Origin of the sequence: Amycolatopsis orientalis (genome assembly GCF_000943515.2) — a bacterium.
Classification (GTDB): Bacteria; Actinomycetota; Actinomycetes; order Mycobacteriales; family Pseudonocardiaceae; genus Amycolatopsis; species Amycolatopsis orientalis.
Window position 1 is genome coordinate 9,287,265 of sequence record NZ_CP016174.1, and the last position, 20,611, is coordinate 9,307,875.

The 20,611-nt window shown below is 69.9% G+C and carries 20 protein-coding genes; 9 read left to right on the top strand and 11 right to left on the bottom strand.

Annotated features, from left to right (window positions below; translation table 11 throughout):
* Positions 1–40 precede the first annotated feature (40 nt).
* Positions 41–3,172, top strand: coding sequence for an AfsR/SARP family transcriptional regulator (locus SD37_RS40810; RefSeq protein WP_044849663.1), 3,132 nt, complete (start codon positions 41–43; stop codon positions 3,170–3,172).
* Here the strand turns inward: SD37_RS40810 and SD37_RS40815 are convergent.
* Complete coding sequence (locus SD37_RS40815) at positions 3,142–3,840, bottom strand: hypothetical protein (RefSeq protein ID WP_044849662.1); 699 nt, start codon at positions 3,838–3,840, stop codon at positions 3,142–3,144. The two genes, SD37_RS40810 and SD37_RS40815, sit on opposite strands and share 31 nt — an antisense overlap.
* The gene (locus SD37_RS40820; RefSeq protein WP_037315476.1) at positions 3,837–4,049 is read right to left on the bottom strand and encodes a hypothetical protein; all 213 of its coding nucleotides are present in this window, start codon (positions 4,047–4,049) and stop codon (positions 3,837–3,839) included. The genes SD37_RS40815 and SD37_RS40820 overlap by 4 nt, the downstream gene beginning before the upstream one ends.
* Before the next feature lie 123 nt (positions 4,050–4,172).
* Between SD37_RS40820 and SD37_RS40825 the strand changes: the two genes are divergently transcribed.
* Entirely contained in the window at positions 4,173–5,270 is a 1,098-nt protein-coding gene (locus SD37_RS40825) for a C45 family peptidase (RefSeq protein WP_044849661.1), read from the top strand.
* The gene (locus SD37_RS40830; RefSeq protein ID WP_044849660.1) at positions 5,267–6,844 is read left to right on the top strand and encodes an MFS transporter; all 1,578 of its coding nucleotides are present in this window, start codon (positions 5,267–5,269) and stop codon (positions 6,842–6,844) included. The genes SD37_RS40825 and SD37_RS40830 overlap by 4 nt, the downstream gene beginning before the upstream one ends.
* A gap of 47 nt (positions 6,845–6,891) precedes the next feature.
* Here SD37_RS40830 and SD37_RS40835 read toward each other — a convergent pair whose 3' ends face one another.
* Together SD37_RS40835 and SD37_RS40840 are read right to left on the bottom strand one after the other, a co-directional pair.
* On the bottom strand, positions 6,892–7,395 hold the full coding sequence (locus SD37_RS40835; protein ID WP_044849659.1) for a nuclear transport factor 2 family protein: 504 nt from the start codon (positions 7,393–7,395) through the stop codon (positions 6,892–6,894).
* On the bottom strand, positions 7,392–7,988 hold the full coding sequence (locus SD37_RS40840) for a TetR/AcrR family transcriptional regulator (protein ID WP_052674791.1): 597 nt from the start codon (positions 7,986–7,988) through the stop codon (positions 7,392–7,394). The genes SD37_RS40835 and SD37_RS40840 overlap by 4 nt, the downstream gene beginning before the upstream one ends.
* A gap of 80 nt (positions 7,989–8,068) precedes the next feature.
* Between SD37_RS40840 and lhgO the strand changes: the two genes are divergently transcribed.
* Positions 8,069–9,253 carry an L-2-hydroxyglutarate oxidase gene (gene lhgO / locus SD37_RS40845; RefSeq protein ID WP_044849657.1) on the top strand — a complete coding sequence of 395 codons (1,185 nt, stop codon included), beginning with the start codon at positions 8,069–8,071 and terminating at the stop codon, positions 9,251–9,253.
* Between the two features lie 160 nt (positions 9,254–9,413).
* Here lhgO and SD37_RS40850 read toward each other — a convergent pair whose 3' ends face one another.
* Together SD37_RS40850 and serS are read right to left on the bottom strand one after the other, a co-directional pair.
* On the bottom strand, positions 9,414–10,406 hold the full coding sequence (locus tag SD37_RS40850) for a DUF3558 family protein (protein WP_044849656.1): 993 nt from the start codon (positions 10,404–10,406) through the stop codon (positions 9,414–9,416).
* Between the two features lie 28 nt (positions 10,407–10,434).
* Positions 10,435–11,703 (bottom strand): serine--tRNA ligase, encoded by a 1,269-nt coding sequence (serS, locus tag SD37_RS40855; protein WP_083255229.1) that lies wholly within the window; start codon positions 11,701–11,703, stop codon positions 10,435–10,437.
* Between the two features lie 156 nt (positions 11,704–11,859).
* Between serS and SD37_RS40860 the strand changes: the two genes are divergently transcribed.
* On the top strand, positions 11,860–13,143 hold the full coding sequence (locus tag SD37_RS40860; protein WP_044849654.1) for an aspartate aminotransferase family protein: 1,284 nt from the start codon (positions 11,860–11,862) through the stop codon (positions 13,141–13,143).
* Between the two features lie 64 nt (positions 13,144–13,207).
* Here SD37_RS40860 and SD37_RS40865 read toward each other — a convergent pair whose 3' ends face one another.
* From SD37_RS40865 to SD37_RS40880, 4 genes are all read right to left on the bottom strand, one after another.
* Positions 13,208–14,113: a haloalkane dehalogenase gene (locus tag SD37_RS40865; protein WP_145926860.1), complete on the bottom strand. Its 906-nt coding sequence runs from the start codon at positions 14,111–14,113 to the stop codon at positions 13,208–13,210.
* Between the two features lie 55 nt (positions 14,114–14,168).
* Positions 14,169–14,621, bottom strand: coding sequence for a DUF350 domain-containing protein (locus SD37_RS40870; protein WP_037315501.1), 453 nt, complete (start codon positions 14,619–14,621; stop codon positions 14,169–14,171).
* Between the two features lie 67 nt (positions 14,622–14,688).
* Entirely contained in the window at positions 14,689–15,855 is a 1,167-nt protein-coding gene (locus SD37_RS40875) for a glutathionylspermidine synthase family protein (protein WP_044849652.1), read from the bottom strand.
* Positions 15,856–16,470: a hypothetical protein gene (locus SD37_RS40880; protein ID WP_236725239.1), complete on the bottom strand. Its 615-nt coding sequence runs from the start codon at positions 16,468–16,470 to the stop codon at positions 15,856–15,858.
* 94 nt (positions 16,471–16,564) lie between these two features.
* Here SD37_RS40880 and SD37_RS40885 point away from each other — a divergent pair, with 94 nt between their 5' ends.
* From SD37_RS40885 to SD37_RS40900, 4 genes are all read left to right on the top strand, one after another.
* The gene (locus SD37_RS40885) at positions 16,565–17,569 is read left to right on the top strand and encodes a septum formation family protein (RefSeq protein ID WP_044849650.1); all 1,005 of its coding nucleotides are present in this window, start codon (positions 16,565–16,567) and stop codon (positions 17,567–17,569) included.
* A gap of 4 nt (positions 17,570–17,573) precedes the next feature.
* Complete coding sequence (locus SD37_RS40890) at positions 17,574–17,924, top strand: metallopeptidase family protein (RefSeq protein WP_020632845.1); 351 nt, start codon at positions 17,574–17,576, stop codon at positions 17,922–17,924.
* 214 nt (positions 17,925–18,138) lie between these two features.
* Positions 18,139–19,398 carry an MFS transporter gene (locus tag SD37_RS40895; protein WP_044849649.1) on the top strand — a complete coding sequence of 420 codons (1,260 nt, stop codon included), beginning with the start codon at positions 18,139–18,141 and terminating at the stop codon, positions 19,396–19,398.
* 125 nt (positions 19,399–19,523) lie between these two features.
* Positions 19,524–19,898 (top strand): hypothetical protein, encoded by a 375-nt coding sequence (locus SD37_RS40900; protein ID WP_236725240.1) that lies wholly within the window; start codon positions 19,524–19,526, stop codon positions 19,896–19,898.
* Positions 19,899–19,902: 4 nt separating this feature from the next.
* Here SD37_RS40900 and SD37_RS40905 read toward each other — a convergent pair whose 3' ends face one another.
* Positions 19,903–20,556 carry a DUF4232 domain-containing protein gene (locus SD37_RS40905; RefSeq protein WP_044849647.1) on the bottom strand — a complete coding sequence of 218 codons (654 nt, stop codon included), beginning with the start codon at positions 20,554–20,556 and terminating at the stop codon, positions 19,903–19,905.
* Positions 20,557–20,611: the final 55 nt, after the last annotated feature.

Sequence of the window (20,611 nt, forward strand, 5' to 3'; positions counted from 1 at the left end):
GTCAAACCACAGACGCCACCGGACGCCCTAATCTGACGTCATGCGATTCGGCGTTCTGGGGGCGACGCAGGTGCGCCGTGACGACGGCACCGCCGTCGGAGTCGGCGGCCCCAGGGTCCGGACGTTGTTCGCGTTGCTCGCCCTGGAGGCGGGCCGGGTCGTCCCGGCCGAGCGGCTCATCGACGGCCTGTACGGCGAACAGCCACCCGAAGGGGTGGCGAACGCGCTGCAATCACAGGTCTCGCGGCTGCGCGGCGCGCTGAAGGACCTCGCGCCGGTCGAGTTCAGTCCGGCGGGTTACCGGCTGGCCGTGGACCCCGACGACGTCGACGTGCACCGCTTCGAACGGCTCGCCGCGGAAGGGCGCCGCGCTCTCGCGGCGGGAGACGCCACGAAGGCGGCCGAACTGCTTCACGACGCTCTCGGGCTCTGGCGCGGCCCGGCGTTCGCGGACATCACCGACGCTCCGTTCCGGGATCCGCAGGTCACCCGGCTCGACGAACTGAAGACGTCGGCGATCGAGGACCGCGTCGAAGCGGACCTCAAGCTGGGACGGCACGAAGACGTCCTCGCCGAGCTTCGCGAGATAGCCGCCGCCCAGCCGCTGCGGGAACGGCCGCGCGCGTTGCTGATCCGCGCGCTGCACGCCGCCGGACGCCATGCCGACGCGCTCACCGCGTTCGAGGACGCCCGCCGCGTCCTGGCCGACGAACTCGGCACGGATCCGGGGCCGGAGCTGGCGGCCGCGCATCTGGCCGTGCTGCGCGGCGAGGCACCTCCGGCCAACCGGGCGACGACACCGCTCCCGGCGCAGCTCACCAGCTTCATCGGGCGCGAAGGCGATCTCCGGCACGTGCTCGGGCAGCTGGAGCGCTCCCGGCTGGTGACGCTGACCGGACCCGGCGGCTCCGGCAAGACCCGGCTGGCCGTCGAAGCCGCGGCCGTCGTGGACCTGCCCGCGGTGTTCGTCGAACTCGCGCCCTACCGCGAGGACACCGACGTCGCCCATGCCGTGCTGAGCGCGCTCGGCCTGCGGACGGTCCCGCTCGGCGCGGTCACCGCCCCTGTGGAGAACGCGCCGCTGGAGCGGCTGATCGACGCGCTGGCCGATCGCGCCCTGCTGCTGGTGCTCGACAACTGCGAGCATCTCGTCGACGCCGCCGCGAAACTGACGGCCCGGCTGCTCGGCGCGGCCGCGGCGGTGCGGGTGCTCGCCACCAGCCGCGAACCGCTCGGCATCACCGGCGAAATCGTCTCCCCCGTGCCGAGGCTCGCCGTACCGCCGCCGGGGACGCCGCCCGCCCGGTCGCTGGATTTCGCCGCCGTGGCACTGTTCGCCGATCGCGCACGGGCGAGCGATCCGGGCTTCGCCGTCGACGACACCACCGCGGGCGACGTCCAGCGCATCTGCGCCGCGCTCGACGGGCTGCCGCTGGCCATCGAACTCGCCGCCGCCCGCGTGCGGACGCTGCCGGTCGGCGAGATCGCCGCCCGGCTGGACGACCGTTTCCGGCTGCTCTCGCGGGGCAGCCGCGCCGCCGAGAGCCGGCATCGCACGCTGCGCGGTGTCGTCGAATGGAGCTGGGACCTGCTCGACGAGGACGAACGGCGGCTCGGCAGGCGGCTGACGGTGTTCGCGGGCGGCACGACCCTCGCCGACGCCGACGCGGTCTGCGACGTGGCGCACACCGAAGATCTCGTTCCGTCCCTTGTGGACAGATCACTGGTCGAGCGCACCGGGGACCGGTACCGGATGCTCGAAACCATCCGGGCCTTCTTCGCGGAGAAACTCGCCGAAGCCGGCGAGGCCGAGCGGATGCGGCGTGCGCACGCGGAGCATTTCCTCGCCCTCGCCGAGGAAGCCGACCCGATGATCCGCACCGGCGACCAGCTGCGCTGGCTGGACCGCCTCGACGGCGCCTACGACGACCTCCTGGCCGCGTTGCGCTGGGCCGCCGAGTCCGACCTCCGGATCGCGCTGCGGCTTTCGGCGTCGCTGGTGACGTACTGGTGGATGCGCGGGCGCCGGTTCGAAGGCTCGACGCTGTGCCTGGAGGTGGTCAAACGGCTCGGCCCGCGGCCACCGGACGGCCTCGAAGAGGAGTATCAGCTCTGCGTGCTCAAGGCCGCCGCCGGAGTCCGCGGCCACGAAGCCCTCGACCGGCATCTCCCGGTGGTCGGCGCCCTCGTCCAGAACATGGCCAGTGCACCCCGCAACCCGGCGTTGCTGCTGTTGACGGGGGTCGTGACGGGGCCGCCCGGTGACGACGACGAACTCCTCAAACGCGGTGAGGCCCTGCTGGCGCACAGCGACGCCTGGTGTCTCGCCCTCGCGCCGACCGGCTACGGCCTCCGCGCGCTGATGCGGGGCGATCTCGAACCGGCGGAAGGGTTCCTGCGCGAAGGGGCGGAGGCGTTCCGCGAACTCGGGGAACGCTGGGGCCTCTCGATGGCGCTCGATCACCTGTCCCAGATCCTGATCTGGACGAACCGCCAGGCCGAAGCCCTCGAAACGATGAACGAGGCGCTCCGCCTGATGCGGGAACTCGGCGCCTCGGACGACAACGCCGATCTCCTGTGCCGTCGCGGCGAGAGCAAACTCCTGCACGGCGACGCGGCGGGCGCCAGGGCCGACTTCGAGCTCGCCATCGAGATCGCGCGCCGCTCCGGGATGCCGGAAAGCCGAGCGGCCGGGTACGTCGGGCTCGCCCTCCTCGCCCGGCACGAAGGCGACCTGGCCACGGCCCGCGCGCTGAGCGAACGAGCGCTTTCGGAGTGCCAAGGCGGCTCGTTCGCGGCCGAAGGGGTCCGCGCCGGGGCCAGGATCTCGCTCGGCTGGGTGATGGCGGCCGAGGGCGACGCCGCCGGAGCCGAGGAACTGCACCGGCTGGCGCTCATGGCGGCGGAGCGCTGGCACGACAGCACCACCCTCGCCTGCGCCGTCGAAGGCCTCGCCGGGGTCGCGGTGCTGCGGGGTGATCCCGAGCGGGCGGCGGTCCTGATCGGGGCCGCGGTGACCGTGCGGGGCACCCCGTTCGCCGTCGATCTGGACGCCGCCCAGCTCCGGGCGACCGTTCGGGAGCGGCTCGGCGACGACTTCGACCGGGCCTACCGCCGGGGCCTCGGCCTGCGAAGCACCGCTCAACTGGCCGGGTTGCCCAGCGAGTCCTGAGCGGCGGAGGCCAGCAGGGTCCCCTGCGGCGCGAAGCGGCCGACGGCGGCGGCCAGCAGGCGCTGGTCGAGTTCGCTGTCCTGGACCGCGACGTACAGGGGCGCCGCGTTGACCGGGACGGCGCCGAGCCGGGTCATCCCCGGGCCGACCGGGTCGGTGGTCAGCCGGGTGACGTCACGCCAGGGCACGATCGTCCGCTCGACCCGGACACCCACCGCGTCCAGTTCGAAGAGCACCCACTGCTGGTCGTGCAGGGCCTTCACGTAGGCGATGGCGCCGACGCCACCGGCGATCAGGACGATCCGCAGCGGTCCCGGCGCGTCGATCGACCCGAGCAGGGCGGCGATCCCGAAGAAGGCGATCAGCAGTCCGGTCAGCTTCGCGGCGCCGACCAGGCCGGCGTTCGGCTTGTGCACGCGGAACCGCACGGCACGCATCAGGTGCTTGGTGAGCGCGCCACCACCGAAGGCGGCGGCGAGGCCGGCCAAGGTCGCCACGAGCGCGCCCGGGGAGAAGTCCGCGAAGACCTGGTAACCGGCGGCCAGCGCGACGACCCCGCCGGCGACGGTCAGCACCAGCGCGAGCTTGCCCTTGCGCACCTCCCGCTCCCGGCGGTCGAGGGCGGCCTGGTCCGGAGCAGCGAGGAAACCGCCGTCGATGTTCCTCATCGGGCATCCCGCTGCGCGGCCGCGCGGCGCTCGCGCTGGCGGCGGTCGAGGACGTAGAGGACACCGCCGGCGATGGCGCTCAGCGCCGCGTAGCCGAGGTCCTGGAGCCCGTCCTCCGGGTAGCCGGTGGAGAACTCGATCATCGCGAGCGCGACGAAGAGGACGCAGAACACGCCCCCGGCGATCATGTACACCTTGTTGCTCAGCATGGGGATTCCTCGCTCGGTCGTTCCTGTGGTGAAAGCACCTTCGCGCGGAGCACATGACATTCCGATGACAAGTCGTCAGCGCTTGGTGCGCGGACGGTCAGTGGCCGCGGACACGCTCCGGCCATGACTTATCTCGCGGGATCTCCCGAAGACTTCCTCGCCGTACGGCAGCTGACGCTGCGCGGTACCCAGGCCGAGATCGGCCACGCCCTCGGCGCCGAAACGCGAGCGCGTTCGGACTGGACGCCGCCGTCGATCGATCCGATCGTGGCCAAGGCGCGACGGACCTGGTTCGCCAGGAACTGGCCGCAGTACGCCGAACGCACGGCCGGATTCGCCGCGGCCTACGGACTCCCCGCCGACGCGGCGGTCTCCTTCGACAACGCCTCCGCCTTGCCCGCCGGGTCGGGTTGTTCGGCGCTGTGGACGGGAACCACGCTCGGGCGGAACTACGACTTCTTCACCCTGAGCTGGAGCCAACTGGGTTCGGTGATGGCGGGCGCGGAGCCCGTCGACGACGGAACGGCGCCGATGGCGTCGCGGCCCTACGTCCTGACCACGATCCCCGACGACGGCATCGCCTCGACATCGCTGTCGATGTCCACAGTGGACGGCGCGATGGAGGGCGTCAACGAGGCCGGGCTCGTCGTCGCGTTGCTGATGGCCGACATCGAGGCGGCCGCGCCGCTGGAGGACGACCCCGGACCGCAGGCCGGTCTCTCGGTGCCGCAGGTCTGCCGGTACCTGCTGGACACCTGCGAGAACGTCGACGAGGCCAAGGAAGCGCTGATGCTCGCCAAACAGTACGCGCACGGCGCGCCCTGCCACTACATCGTCGCGGACGCCTCCGGCCGCGGTTTCGTCTACGAGCGCGGCGCGCACGACGTCGAGTACTTCGTGGAGGTATCCGACGGTCCGCTGTGCGTCACGAACCACCTCCTGCACCGGCACCAGGACCTCGACGCGCTGCCCGAGGACACCCCGGAGACCTTTCTCACCTACCAGCGGCTGCGCACCCTCACCAAGGAGGCCGGCGCCGGACCGCGCGAGGCGCTCGACGCGGTGTCCGTCGCGATCGAGCCGGGTGCGCCGTGGCGGACGTTGTGGCGCAGCGTCCTCGACCCCGCCGCCCGCACCATGAGCACCCGGTTCTACCTCGGCGACGCGGGAAACGGCACCGCGCGCCACTCGCCGGAACTCACCTTCGGGGTGTCGCGGTGAACGTGAGCCGGGGCCGGAAGATCGGCACGATCGCGGTCTGCGTGCTGGCGCAGCTCCTGATCGCGGTCGATCTGACCGTGCTGCATCTGGTGCTGCCGTCGCTTTCGGAGCAGCTGCGTCCGTCGACCACGGAACTGCTGTGGATCGCCGACGCGTACGGTTTCGCGCTCGCCGGGCTGCTGATCACGATGGGGAACATCGGCGACCGCATCGGGCGGAAGAGGCTGCTGCTGATCGGGGCGTCGCTGTTCGGCGTCGCTTCGGTGATCACGGCGTACGCGCCGACGGCGGAACTCCTGATCGCCGCCCGCGCGCTGCTCGGGGTCGCCGCCGCGACGCTGATGCCGTCGACGCTGTCGATCGTGCGGAACGTGTTCACCGGCAAGGAACGCGCGGCCGTGATCGGGGTTTCGAGCGGGCTGACGATCCTCGGTTTCGGGCTGGGGCCGCTCATCGGCGGTGTGCTGCTCGACCACTTCTGGTGGGGTTCGGTGTTCCTGGTCAACGTGCCGGTGGTGGTGCTCATGGTGATCGCGGGCGCGCTGATCCTGCCGGAGTCGAAGAATCCGGCGCCGGGCCGGATCGACGTGCCCAGTGTGCTGCTTTCGGTCGTCGGAATGGTCGGGATCGTCTACACGATCAAGGAAGTCGCGTACAAGGGCTGGGGCCATTGGGACATCGCCGTCGCGGCGGTACTCGGGCTCGGCTGCCTGCTGGTGTTCCTGCTGCGGCAGCCGCGGCTGGCCGAACCGCTGATGGAGCTGAAGCTGTTCGCGCGGCGGGCGTTCTCGGCGACCGTCGGCACCACCATCCTGGCGATGTTCGCGCAGCTCGCGGTCTCCCTGATGTTCGCGCAGTACCTGCAGCTGGTGGTGGGCTGGTCGCCGCTGAAGTCCGGGCTGGCCGGGCTGCCGGGGATGGGCGGCGCGATCCTCGGCGGGGTGCTCGCGCCGCTGGGGATCAAGGTCCTCGGCCGGGCGGTGACGGTCGCGCTGGGATGCGCTCTCTCGGCGGCCGGTTTCGCGTTGTACTCGGGCATCGGCGTGACGATCGACTATCCGGACCTGCTCGCGGCGATGATCGTCTTCGGGGTGGGGCTCGCGTTGATTCTCTCGGTCGCGACGGACACGGTGCTCGGCGTCGTGCCGAAGGCCAGGGCCGGGGCGGCGTCGGCGATCTCCGAGACGGCGACCGAACTCGGCGGGGCGCTGGGGATCGCGGTGCTGGGCAGCGTGCTCGGCGCGCTCTACCGGAGCGAACTCGTCATCCCGGCGGGTGTGCCGCCCGAGGCCGCGGGGGCGATCTCGGACACTCTCGGCGGTGCCGTCCAGGCCGCGGCACAGCTGCCCGGTGAGCAAGGGGCGGTGATCCTCGCCAACGCGAAACTGGCGTTCGTCGACGGCCTGCAGCTGACGATGCTGTGTTCGGCGGGACTCATGGCCCTGCTGGCGATCAGCGCGCTGTTCACCCTGCGCGGTGTACCGAAGGTCCTCGAAGACCCCGACGACACCCCGCCCCCACCCGCGTTTAGCCCGCTAAACGCGACCACCCCGCACGCCCCCACCCGCGTTTAGTCCTCTGGATGCGGGAGGCCCTCGCGTCGCTGAGCGCGTTTAGCCCGCTAAACGCGCTCAGGGCGCTTGGGACCGGCCAGCGGGACGGCGTGGCGGTCACCTGAGCGCACCATGGCCAGCAAGGGTTTCGTGGCCACGCTCAGCAGCCGGGCCGCGAACGTGCGGCCGTTGCGGCGCGCGATGTCCGGGCCGAAGGCGTCCATCAGGGCGACGAGGCCGGGCAGCGGCCGCACGAACAGCGTCGCTTCGGCGATTAGCCCGTCCTCGCCGAGCTTCAACACCGCCGCCTCCTCCATCTCCTCACCGCCGACCCGCGCGGTGTAGACGACGACGCGCGTCGACGCGTCCCCTGTGTCGGTGTGGAACCGGACGTCGCGCAGATGCGCATAGGCGACTTCCAGCAGCGGTTCGAGCTCCGCGTGCCCGGTGAACCGGACCCGGCTGGTCAGCGGCGAGTGCACGACGGCGTCCGGCGCGAACGCGCTCAGCGCGAGCGCGACGTCCCGGGTCTCGATGGCCCGGCGGTACCGCTCGGTGGTGTCGATGCTCATACGTCCTCCTGGATCAGGTTCCCCAGACCGCGCCACAACAGATCCGTCGTGAGCGCGACGACTTGCTCCCGCGGGATGTCGCGGTTGCTCCACCACCAGGTGGCGATGGCGTTCAGCGCGCTCTTCGCCGCTTCGGCGAGCGCTTCGTTCGCGCGGTCACGCGGCAGGTCGGCGGTCAGCGCCAGGCCGGGGACCCGCGCGAAGACCCCGGCCAGCTGCCCGGTGGCCCTGGCCTGTCCGCGCCGGTGCACCTCGGCGACGCCCGGGTCGGACGGCGTCTCGGCGAAGATCATCCGCCAGCCGCGTTCGTTCGCCTCCATCCAGGCGAAGATCGCCGCCACCCGGCTCCGCAGCAGCCCCTCGGCGGTGTCCGACGGCGGCAGCTCTGCCCAGCCGGCCAGCAGACTGTCCACTTCGGACTCCAACAGCCCGGCGTACAGCTCCGCCTTGGACTGGAAATGGTCGTAGAGCACGGGCGTGCTGATCCCGGCCGCCGTCGCGACGTCGCGCATCCCCGCCGCGTCGTACCCGGATTCGGCGAACACCCGCGCCGCCGCGGCCAGGATCCGCTCCCGGCGTTCTTCCCTGCTCAACCGCTTACCTGACATCGGTTAGGTACACTACCACTCAACCTGACGACTGTCAGGTTGCGCTCCGGGTAACCTGAGCGATCGTGCGTACAGTCGTAGTCATCGGGGGCGGGATCGTCGGCCTCGCCGTGGCCTGGGAGCTGACCAAACGAGGCCTGGACGTCACGGTGCTCGAAAAGGAGGACCGCTGGGCGGCCCACCAGACCGGGCACAACTCCAACGTCGTGCACGCGGGCCTCTACTACAAGCCGGGTTCCTTCAAAGCCAGGATGTCCACCGCAGGCAACCGGTCCATTGTGGACTTCGCGCGGCAGTACGGGGTCCCGGTGGAGGTCTGCGGCAAGCTGGTCGTCGCCACCTCCGAAGCGGAGCTTCCGGCGCTGAAGGTGCTCGCCGAACGGGCCGAGGCCAACGGCGTCCCGGCCAAGCTGATCACCCCGAGCGAGGCCCGCGAGTACGAACCCGAGGTCTCGTGCGTCGCCGCGCTGCGCGTCGAGTCCACCGGCATCATCGACTTCCCGGCGGTCTGCACCGCATTGGTGCGCCTGCTCGACGAGTCCGACGCCGACCTGCGCCTCGGCACGCCCGCGCTGGGCATCCGCGCGGGCCGCACCGGCGGCGTCGAGGTGGCGACCGGCGACGAGGTGATCCACGCGGACGCGCTCGTCAACTGCGCGGGCCTGCACGCCGACCGGGTCGCGCGGCTCGCCGGGCTGACCCCGAGCGCGCGGATCGTCCCGTTCCGCGGCGAGTACTACGAACTCAAACCCGAACGCCGCCACCTCGTCCGCGGCCTGATCTACCCGGTCCCGGACGCGTCGCTGCCGTTCCTCGGCGTGCACCTCACCCGCATGCTCGACGGCAGCGTGCACGCCGGCCCCAACGCGGTGCTCGCGCTGCGCCGCGAGGGCTACACCTGGCGCGACATCTCCGCGAAGGACCTCGCCGAGGTCGCCCGGTTCCCCGGCGTCTGGCGGCTCGCGCGCAAGTACGCCTACCCGACCGGGCTCGACGAGGTCCGCCGCTCGTTCTCCCGCCGCCGCTTCGCCGAAAGCCTCGCGCGGCTCGTACCCGCCGTCACCGAGGACGACATCGTGCGGCACGGCTCCGGCGTCCGGGCTCAGGCGCTGCGCCCCGACGGCGCGCTCGTCGACGACTTCCTGATCGAGACCGCGCGTGACCAGGTGCACGTCCTCAACGCGCCCTCACCGGCGGCGACGAGCGCGCTGGAGATCGCCAAGTACATCGCCGACGAGGTGTCCGCCTAGGCCGTGTCCTGCAAGTCTTGTTCGCGGTCTTCGCGCCCAGGCGGCCCCTGACGGCACGGGCGGATGCGGCCGAGTACGACCCGGTACGAGGCCGATCCGCCCGCACCGCCAGGAACCACCTGGATCACGAAGCCCATCGAACAGACTTACAGGACACGGCCTAGCCGGCGGGGACGTTCGCGGTCACGAGCGGCATCACGGCCTGGGGGATTTCGCAGGCCTTGGCGTTGTCACTGAGATCGCCGGTGTCGAGCTTGATCGACGAGGTCTCGGTGACCGGCAGGAGCGCGACGCAGATCGGGCTGTCCGCGGCGGAGTAGACGATCCACTTCTTGCCGTTCACCATCTGCTCGGCCGGAGTGCCCTCCAGCCCGGGAACGTCCTCGGTCTTGGTCGCGGTGTAGACCCAGAGGTCGAGGGCCTTCTTGCCCTTGTCGCCGTCCGTGTCGTCCCACTGGCAGCCGTTCTTGGGATCGTTCGACGAGCCGTTCATCGGCCGCGCGGGCGCCAGGTTGAGCGGGGTCACCTGCTCGGGTTTGAGCAGGGTGCACGGGTCGACGTTCACCAGCGGGCCGGACGCCTCTAGCGGCTTCTGCCCCGGCGGCGCGGTGATCTGCGGGTCCTGCTGCCCGCCGGGCAGATGCGAGGCGATCGCGGGCGCGGCGGCCTTCGCCAGGTCGCAGGCCTTGCTCTCGTCATCGCCAGGGGCGTCGCTCGAAATCTCGATGAACGTCTTCGCGTCCAGCTCGGTGGCCAGCGAGCAGTACTTCGGACCGAGGATGGTCGCGTACCGCGTCCAGGTGAACCCGCCGATACCGAACTTCTCCCCGGGCAGGGCACCCGCGTAGTAGTCGACAGCCGACAGGTTCAGGCTCCGCGAAACTTCGAGCGCGACCCCGTCGGGCGAGTCCTCCAGTTCGGAGAACCGGCAGACCGCGGGGACCTTCTGCTCGGGCCTCGCCGGGCGCTCCTTGCCCGGGAACATGACCCCCAGCGCGTCCGCCTGCTGCTGCGAAAGCAGGGCGCACGGGTCGGCCTTCGTGATCACCGGCCCCTGTCCGGGCACGGGCGAGGCCGAGCCGCCGATCGTCGACGTACAGCCACCGAGCGACAGCGCCGCCAGCACGATCGCGAGCGAATTCCGAAACCGCATGCGTTCCCTGTTTCCTTCGGAGCGGACCCTACTTCGATGTCGGCGTGAGCACCTCGGTTCCGCCGAGGAAGGGACGAAGAGCTTCCGGCACCCGGACCGAACCGTCTTCGAGCTGGTGGTTCTCCAGGATCGCGACGATCCACCGCGTGGTGGCGAGCGTGCCGTTCAGCGTGGCGACGGTCTGCGGACGGCCGTCCTCGTCGCGGTAGCGGATGCCGAGGCGGCGCGCCTGGAACGTCGTGCAGTTCGACGTCGAGGTCAGCTCGCGGTAGGTGTCCTGCGAAGGCACCCATGCCTCGCAGTCGAACTTCCGGTACGCGGAGGTGCCGAGATCGCCGGTGGCGGTGTCGATCACCCGGTAGGGAACCTCGATCTTGGCGAGCATCTGCTCTTCCCAGTCCAGCAGGCGCGCGTGCTCGGCCTCGGCGTCCTCGGGACGCGTGTAGACGAACATCTCGACCTTGTCGAACTGGTGGACGCGGATGATGCCGCGGGTGTCCTTGCCGTACGAACCGGCCTCGCGGCGGTAGCAGGACGACCAGCCCGCGTAGCGCTTCGGGCCGTTGCCCAGGTCGAGGATCTCGTCGGCGTGGTAGCCGGCGAGCGGGACCTCGGAGGTGCCGACGAGGTACAGGTCGTCGTCGCGCAGCCGGTAGATCTCCGACGAGTGAGCGCCGAGGAAGCCGGTGCCGGCCATGATCTCCGGCCGCACCAGGGTCGGCGTGATCATCGGCGTGAAGCCGTTCGCCGTCGCCTGCGCGATGGCCATGTTCAGCAGCCCGAGCTGCAGCTGGGCGCCGATGCCGGTGAGGAAGTAGAACCGCGAACCCGAGACCTTCGCGCCGCGCTCCATGTCGACGGCGCCGAGGCCCTCGCAGAGTTCGAGGTGGTCCTTCGGCGTGAAGTCGAACTTCTTCGGCTCGCCGACGTGCTTGAGCACGACGTAGTCGTCCTCGCCGCCTTCGGGCGCGTCTGGGTGGACCAGGTTCGGCACCTGGCGGTGCAGCTGCTCGAACTCCTCCGACGCCTCGGTCTGCTCGACCTCTGCGGTCTTGACCTGGGCGGCGAGGTCCTTCGCCTTGGCGAGCAGCGCGGCCCGCTCGTCACCCTGTGCCTTCGGGATGAGCTTGCCCAGCGACTTCTGTTCGGCACGCAGCTTGTCGGCGGCGGCGATCGAGGACCGGCGGCGGGAGTCGAGGGAGAGCAGCTTGTCGACCACTCCTTCGTCCTCGCCACGGGCGCGCTGTGAAGCGCGCACGACGTCCGGGTCATCGCGCAGAGTCCTGGGGTCAATCACGAGTCCAGAGATTAGTCCTAGGACTTCGGGCGCTTCGAGGCAGTTTGCCCGTACACACTGTGCGGGCCGCCGCGGATAACCCGACAGTCTGATCGTTGTCGCCCGTTTCGGGCCGTCCCCATACTGAGATCTCCCTGCTGCGGACGGAGAAACCCGATGACCGATGCGGACCTGCTGGCGCGGCACAAGGCGGTACTCCCGTCGTGGCTGGCGCTCTACTACGACGAGCCGATCGAGATCGTGCACGCGCAGGACCGCCGGGTCATCGACTCGACCGGGCGCACCTACCTCGACTTCTTCGCGGGCATCTTGACGAACTCGATGGGCTACGACGTCTCGGCGATCAGCGACGCCGTGCGCAAGCAGCTCGACACCGGGATCCTGCACACCTCGACGCTGTACCTGATCCGCTCTCAGGTCGAACTGGCCGAGCGCATCGCGAAGCTCTCCGGCATCCCCGACGCGAAGGTGTTCTTCACCAACTCCGGGACCGAGGCGAACGACACCGCGCTGATGCTCGCCACCCAGTTCCGGCGCAGCAACCAGGTGCTGGCGATGCGGAACTCGTACCACGGGCGGTCGTTCGCGACAGTCGGCATCACGGGTAACCGCGGCTGGTCGGCGTCGTCGCTCAGCCCGGTGAAGGTGAGCTACGTCCACGGCGGCTACCGGTACCGCAGCCCGTTCCGGGCGCTTTCGGACACGGAGTACATCGACGCTTGCGTCGCGGACCTGGTCGACGTGCTGGAGACGGGCACCTCGGGTGACGTCGCCTGCATGATCGCCGAGCCGATCCAGGGCGTCGGGGGCTTCAGCTCACCGCCGGACGGCCTGTTCAAGGCGATGAAGGAGGTCCTCGACCAGTACGGGATCTTGTTCATCTCCGACGAGGTCCAGACCGGCTGGGGACGGACCGGCGAACACTACTGGGGAATCCAGGCGCACGACGTCGTCCCCGACGCCATGACCTTCGCGAAGGGCCTCGGGAACGGGCTGGCGATCGGCGGGCTCGTGGCGCGCGGTGACCTCGTCGACTGCCTGACCGCGAACTCGATCTCGACCTTCGGCGGCAACCCGGTCGCGATGGCGGGCGCGGCCGCGGTGCTCGACCACATCGCTGAGGGCGACCTGCAGGCCAACGCGCTCGCGCGGGGCAACGAACTGCTCGCCGGGCTGCGCGCGGCGGGGAATCCTCTGATCGGGGACGTGCGCGGCAAGGGCCTCATGATCGGCGTGGAACTGGTCGAGCCGGGCGGCATGGAGCCGAATCCGGGGGCCGCGGCGCGGATGATGGAGGAGACCAAGGCGCGGGGGCTGCTGATCGGCAAGGGCGGGCTGCACGGCAACGTCCTGCGGATCGCGCCGCCGATGACGCTCACCGCGGAGGAAGCCGCGGAGGGGCTGGGGATCATCGTGGACGCACTGGGCGCGGTGTCCTGAGAGTGTTATGAACGGGACTTTCATTGCAAATTTTGCAATGAAAGTCCCGTTCATAACATGCGCGTCAGGACTTCACGAAGCGCGCGATGACCTCGCCCAGCCGGCCACCGGCGTCCTCCTGGAGGAAGTGACCGGCACCGGTGATCGTCGGATGTTCCAGTTCGCGGGCCCCGCGCATCGAGCCCCGCAGTTCGAGGCCCCACGGCGCGGTGATCGGGTCGCCGTCGGAGAACGACACCAGGAATGGCTTGTCCAGTTCGGCGAGCACCTTCAGCGCGGCCCGGTTGCCGGCCGAGGCCGGATCGTCCGGGGTGGTCGGCACCAGCGACGGCATCGCGCGCGGCGCGGCCTTGTACATCTCGTTCGGGAAGGGCGCGTCGTAGGCGGCGCGGACCTCGTCGGGGAGCTTGCTCTGGCAGCCCGCCTGCACGAACCGGCCGACGTCGAGGACCTGGGCGTTCTCGACGGTCTCCCGGAACTTGTGCCAGATCTCCGGCATGTCGGTGTCGCCGGTGGGGAGGCCGGTGTTGGCCGCCACGACGCGGGAGAAGCGGTCGGGGTTCTCGGCGACGAGCCGCAGGCCGATCAGGCCGCCCCAGTCCTGGCCGACCAGGGTGACCTCGGTGAGGTCGAGGACGTCGAAGGCGAACGCGCGCATCCACTCGACGTGCCGCTGGTAGGTGTGGTCGACCATGTCGCCGGGTTTGTCGGAGCGGCCGAAGCCGACCAGGTCGGGCGCGATCGCGCGCAGCCCGGCGTCGGCGAGCACCGGGATGACCTTCCGGTAGAGGTAGGACCAGGTGGGCTCGCCGTGCAGCAGGAGAACGGGCGGCCCGTCCTCGGGTCCGGCCTCCACGTAACCCACTCTGATCACGCCGCCGTGAAGGTCGACGAGTTCCGCGTAGCGCGGCTCGAAGTCGAAATCGGGCAGGTCCGAGAACCGGTCGTCCGGTGTCCTCAAAAGGCGCACGACTCCCACGGTAGTGGGAATCGTGCGCCTATGCCGTTTTCAGCAGGACAAGGATTTACGAAATACCGACGGCCACGACGAGGCCGAGGGCGAGGTGCGCGGCCGCGACCACGACGCTGACCGGGGCGAACTTCTCGCTCTCGATGGTCGAGCGGACGTCGATGCGGGTCGCCCACTCCAGCAGTCGGACGGCCAGCACCTGCACGACGATGCCGAGCAGGCCGTAGACCAGCGAGGTGATGAGGCCCTCGGTCAGGTCGCTGGCGGAGTTCGCGATGGCCACGACGACGATGAACGCCATCGACAGCAGACCCGACGCGGTGACGATGACCGCGTTCGGCAGGCCACGCGTGACCAGCTGGGACAGCTTGCCGGGCGTGGTCCAGTCGATCGCCCAGAACCCGGCGAACATCAGCAGCAGGCCGACGACGCCGTACAGCAGGATCGCGCCGATCCCTCGCACGAGGTCGGAGCCGAACGTGTCGGACAGCGCAAGGGTGGTGGTCACAGGGTTCTCCCAGAAGTACTCGCGGGCGGTGCTGGTCAGGAATGTCAGGATTGTGCGGTTGCTTCTATCACGACTCGACGATGCGGTGCGGGACGAACGCCGCGCCGTCGTCGGTCACGAGGCCGGCCGTCTCGCGGATGCCGAGGCCGGCGGCGTGGTCGCCGACGATCCACGCGCCGAGCGCGGGCCGGTAGCCCTGGAACTCCGGAAGCGGGTCGAAAGCCTGGTAGACGTAGCCTTCGGCGCCGTAGACCCCGTCGGTCTGCGTCTCGTACCCAGTGGCGACGATCTGCACGTTCGCGCCCTCGCGGCCGAGTTTCGGCTTGCGGACGTACTCGGTCAGCAGGCCGGGGTCGTCGGCGAAGGCGGGCAGCAGGTTCGGGTGCCCCGGGTAGTTCTCCCACAGGATCGCGAGCAGCGTCTTGTTGGAGAGGATCATCTTCCACAGCGGCTCGACCCACAGCGTGCGCGGCATGGTCTCGACGGCGAAGCGGCCGAACTCCTCGTCGACCACCCATTCCCACGGGTAGAGCTTCACCACGGTCGCCATCTGCGCCTCTTCGAGGTCGACGAACCGCTTGAGCACCGGATCCCAGCCGATCTCCTCGATCGCCAGGCCGACGGTGTCGAGTCCGGCCTCGGCCGCGGTCTCCTGCAGATACGCCGTGGTCACGTGGTCCTCACCGGAGGGATCCGCGGACGACCAGGTGAAGTGCAGTTCGTTGGAGGGCAGCTTCTCGGCGAGTTCGCCCCAGCGCTCGACCAGCTTCTCGTGGATTGAGTTCCACTGGTCGTCCTCGGGGAAGACCGCGGTCTTCCAATGCCACTGCAGCACCGCGGCTTCGAGCAGCGAGGTCGGGGTGTCGGCGTTGTATTCGAGCAGCTTCGCCGGGCTCTTGCCGTCGTAGCGCAGGTCGAACCGGCCGTAGACGTGCGGATCCTGCCGCTTCCACGACTCGGCGATATGCGGCCAGACCCACTCTGGGATGCCGAAGCGGTGGTACTGCTCCGTGGTCACGACGTTGTCGACGGCTTCGAGGCACATCGAGTGCAGCAGTTCCACGTCCGCCTCGACGGAGAGGATCTCGTCCATCTCGAAGACGTAGTGGACCGACTCGTCCCAGTACGGCCTTGACTTGCCGGCGCCGTCGCGGGCGGGGGTGCCGAAGACCAGGCCCTGCTCCTCGACGATGTTCTGCCAGTCCCGCCGAGGCGGCTTGGAATCCCGGTACACCTACGAGCCCCCGCTCTTGCCGCTGCCGCCGGAGCCGCTCTTGCCGCTGATGCCGAACCCGCCGCGCTGGACGGTCTTGCCGGATTTGGTGCTGACGTTCGCCCGCGACGACGGCGGGTCGTACGAGCCACCGGACACCCGCTGGCCGATCGCGCCGCTGCCGCCGTAGTTGTAGCGGTAGCTCTGCATCGGCCCGCCGATACCGCCGATCGGGATGAAGAAGAAACCGCCACTGGAGTAACCACCGTGCGACCGCACGTAGTTCTCGTCGCAGTTCTGGTCGTTGTCGACGATCTCGTCCTTGGTGGTGCAGACGGCCGTGACGTTCTCCGGCTTCGCGACGGTGTAGAACGTCGCGACCAAGCCGACGAGCCCGACGGTCACCCCGGTGCCGATCAGGAGCTTCTTCTTGGTCGAAGTCTTCTTCTCCGCGGCACGCGCGGCCTCGGCGGCGAGCGCCTCCTGGCGCTCCTGGTCCGCCAGCGCCTGTTGCCGTGCCCGCTGCTCGGCCAGCGACGGCTGACGCGCCTGCGTCGTCTCGTCCTGGAACCGCATCGAGCCGCGCTTCGGCGGCTCCTGGGGAGGCTGTCCCCCTCGGTTGTCATCCTGCGTCATCGAAGCTCCGTAATCGCCCGCCAGCACGAACCCGTGTCCAACACTAACCACCCGGTACGCGCACCTTACGTGCGGCGCGGGCATCATGGAGTGGATGTCTCAACAGGCCGAGCGGTTCCGTGATCCGCGAAACGCGCTGACCACCCTGCGCACCCGGCTCGTCATGGCCGGTGTGTTCGTCGGGGCGATCATCGCGCTGTCACTGAGTGTCGCGTTCTCCTGGAACGTGGGCCCCGAGGGTGGCGCGGGCGGCGGTCCCCCCAAACTGTCCGCCGCCGCCGTCGAAGCGTTCCAATCCCCGCCGGGTACCTGCCTGACCTGGAGCAACCCGGACGCCGCCGACGCCCGGCGCGTGCCGTGCGCGGAGCCTCATCTGTTCGAGGTCACCAGCATCGTCGACATCGGCGCGCAGTACCCGGCCGGCGTGCCGAGCCCGAGCCTTGACCAGTGGCAGGAGATCTCCCGGTCACGGTGCACCGTCGACGTCAAGCCGTACCTCGGCCGGACGCTGGACCCGTACGGCCGGTTGAGCATGAACCTGCTCCGGCCGACGCCCGCGCAGTGGGAGGACGGCGACCGGCAGCTGCGGTGCGGCCTGCAGTGGGCGGGCCCCGGCGGCAAGCTGCAGCCGACCACCGGACCGGCGAAGGAGCAGAACCAGTCGGCGGTGTGGGAGCCGGGCACCTGCCTCGCGCTGCTCAACAACAGCTTCGGCGACCCGATCGACTGCGCCCAGCCGCATTCCTACGAGATCATCGCGACGCTCGACCTCAAGTCGAAGTTCAAGGAGGGCTACCCCTCCCAGGAACAGCAGAACACCTGGCTGGACACCGAATGCTCGACGGTCGCGCAGGATTACACCGGCAACGCCGACCTCGCCGCCAAGAAGGTCACCCTCGGCTGGGACGTCCGCGAGCAGGAGAGCTGGGACGCCGGGTCGACGCTGGTGAACTGCAAGGCGGCGGCGGTACTGCCGGACAACAAGGGGCTCGCGCCGATCACCGGGAGCCTCAAGGTCGGCAACGGCGAGGCCCCGCCGTCCGACGGCGGTCCGGCGAGCCCGCCGCCCTCCTCCTCGGCTCCGAAGACCGGCGGGTGAGCGCGTGCCCGTCGAGATGACCCGGCAGCGTTTCGAGGAGCTGGTGTCGGAGGCGCTGGACGAGCTTCCGCCCGAATTCGCGGACGCGATGGACAACGTCGTGGTGCTCGTGGAGGAGTTCAACGAGGAGTCGCCCACGATCCTCGGGCTCTACCACGGGGTCGCGCTGACCGAACGGACCCACGAGTACGGCGGGGTGCTGCCGGACCGGATCTCGATCTACCGGCGGCCGTTGCTCCAGATGTGCGATACCGAAGAAGACGTCGTCGAGGAGGTGCTGATCACGGTGGTCCACGAGGTCGGGCACCACTTCGGCATCGACGACGCGCGTCTGCACGAACTCGGCTGGGGCTGAACCGCCGCAGAAGGCGATAGCAAAGGTCCCTTGCTCCCTTCCGGCGGATTCCGTGCCGAGAGCCGCGTGGTCAGTGATTTTTGTGCGTCGGGCACCAAAGGTTCTTCGGATTCTTAACTGGGTGTAACAACCCGGCCACTTTGGGCGACAACCCGGCTAAACTTTTCGACACGTTGTCGTCGGCCGGCGTCGGCGAATGCCTGGGGAGGCGTGCATGGCCGAGTCGAGGGTGCGCGGCGGGGGAGACCGGCGGTTGCGCTGGCTGCTCGCGTCCAGCGCGGCGTCGAATCTCGGCGACGGCATCGGCAAGGTCGCCTTCCCGCTGCTCGCGGTCACCCTCACCCGCGATCCGCTGCTCATCGCCGGTCTTTCGGCGACCCAGTTCCTGCCGTGGCTGCTGTTCGCGCTCCCGGCGGGCGCGCTGCTGGACCGGATCGACCGCCGTCGCGCGATGATCTTCGCGAACGGCGCCCGCGCGGTGGTCGTGGGCGGGATGGCCGTCCTGGTCGCGGCCGGCGGGGTGACGATCTGGGTGGTTTACGCCTCCGCCCTGCTCATCGGCTTCGCGGAGGTAGTCGCCGACAGCGCCGCGAACGTGCTCATCCCCGCGGTGGTCGGCAAGGGTTCGCTCGACAGCGCGAACAGCAAGCTCCAGGCCTGCGAGATCGTCGGCCAAACCTTCCTGGGTGGGCCGGTCGGCAGTGCCACCTTCGCGCTCTTCGCGACGTTCCCGTTCCTGCTCAACTCAGTGGGCTTCGCGATCGCCGCGGTGGTGCTCATCGGACTCGCGGGCAGCTACCGGCCGAAAGCCGCCGAGAGCGCGCCCGCCGATCTCCGGGCCGAACTGGCAGACGGGCTCCGCTGGCTGAAGCACCACCGGCTGGTCCTTCGCCTGGTCGTCATCGCGGGGCTGATCAGCCTGGTCAGCGAACTCGCGCAGGCGCAGTTGGTGCTCTACGCGATCGAATACCTGAGGCTCAGCGAAGCGGCCTTCGGGCTCTTCGCGTTCGTCGGCGGCATCGGTGGCTTGGTGGGCGCGGGTATCGCCCCGCAGCTGGTGAAGACGTCCAGCCGCAGCGCCGTTCTCGTCGGCGGCACCGCCTTGTGCGGCGTGGCGTTCACCGGGATGGGCCTGACGGGTTCGGCGGTGACGGGGGCGGCGCTGTTCGGCCTGTTCGCGGCGGCCGTCGTCGCGGTGAACATCGTGCTGGGTACCGCGCGGCACACCCTCGTACCCGGCGAACTGCTCGGCCGGGTCCTCGGCGTGTGGCGCACCGTCGTCTGGGGCGCCATCCCGGTCGGTGCCCTGCTCGGCGGGCTCCTCACCCACGCACTCGGCTCCCCGGCCCGGACGTTCCTGACGTCCGGGCTCCTGCTGTTCGGGGTAGCCGGTTTCGCGTTCGTCTCGTTACGCCCCGGCGCCTTCGATGACGAATCGGCCACGGCCTTGCGGGTACTGCACCAAGACCGGTGAAAACCGGGGCCTTTGGTGCTGAAATAGCCCATCACCGCCAGCTGGTGAGGGAGAGGTCCGCGATGCAGCAGACACTGGTGCCGGAGGCCGGCGTGGGGACGACAGAACCTTCCAGACGCCCACAAGTGCTCACCGCAGTCGCTGGATTCGTCATCGGCGCGAGCGTTATCGGCATGCTGTGGGCGCTCTCGGGCGTCAACGCCGGGGCGCTCGAAGACGCGCAGGACGCTTGCCAGGCCCTGGCCAGGGTCGGCACGATTCCCGACACCACCGACTCGGCACCCGGCGAGCGGCCCGTGGCGGTACTGGCGCCCGAGATCCTGCACCGGATGACGGCCGCCCGCGAACTCTCCGCCGCGGCGGCCGCCGCCAACGACACCTACCGGCCGCTGGCCGAGCACATCGACGGCGTCAGCCGGATGGTGTTCAGCCTGCACTTCAACCAGATCTCCGGCCAGCGGCATCTGGCGCAGGCCGAACAGCTCTGCACCCAGCTCTGAGTCGTCATGCTCCCTTGTGGACCGTCTTGACGGTCAGCTGGTTGCCGGGGATCTTCCCGGCGCAGCCGAGTCCCTGCAGCGGCACGAAGTTCGACGCCGTCTCCTGCGGCAAGTACACCCGCAGGCCCCGGGTCTCGGTGGGCTTGCAGACCGCCTCGTCGTAGTTGCGGACGTTCACGAAACCGACGTCGGCGGACGCGCTCTCGCCGTTGTTCAGCTTGACCGCCTCACCCTTGGTGCCGTCGCGATACGCGGGTTCACCGACCTGGTGGCCGTCCGCACCGGTCACGTAGGAGATGCCGGGGAAGCCCTGGATGGTGCACGCGTGCCCGCTGGAGTTGGTGATGACGAGCTTCCGGTACACCGTCCCGGCCGCCGCATCACCGTCCGCGACGGAGAGCTTCACGTCCCCCGCCTTGCACAGCCCGTCGTCCTTCGGCGCGGGGCCGGAGCCCTGCGCGGGCTGCTGAGCCGGCGCCGGGCTGGACGAGGTGGCGCTGGGCGCGGCGGAGGTGTCCGCCGCCGAGCTGGACGGTGTCGCGGAGGAACTCTGCGCGACGGGCGTGCTTTCCGAACCGCACGCGCTGAGGAGCAGGAGCCCGGCGGTACCCGCGATGAGACCGCCGATGGAGATCGTCTTCGAACGAACCATGGTCATTCGCCTCCCTGTAGCCGGGTGACCCACCGATCAGTAGACGTGTTGTCCGACGCGG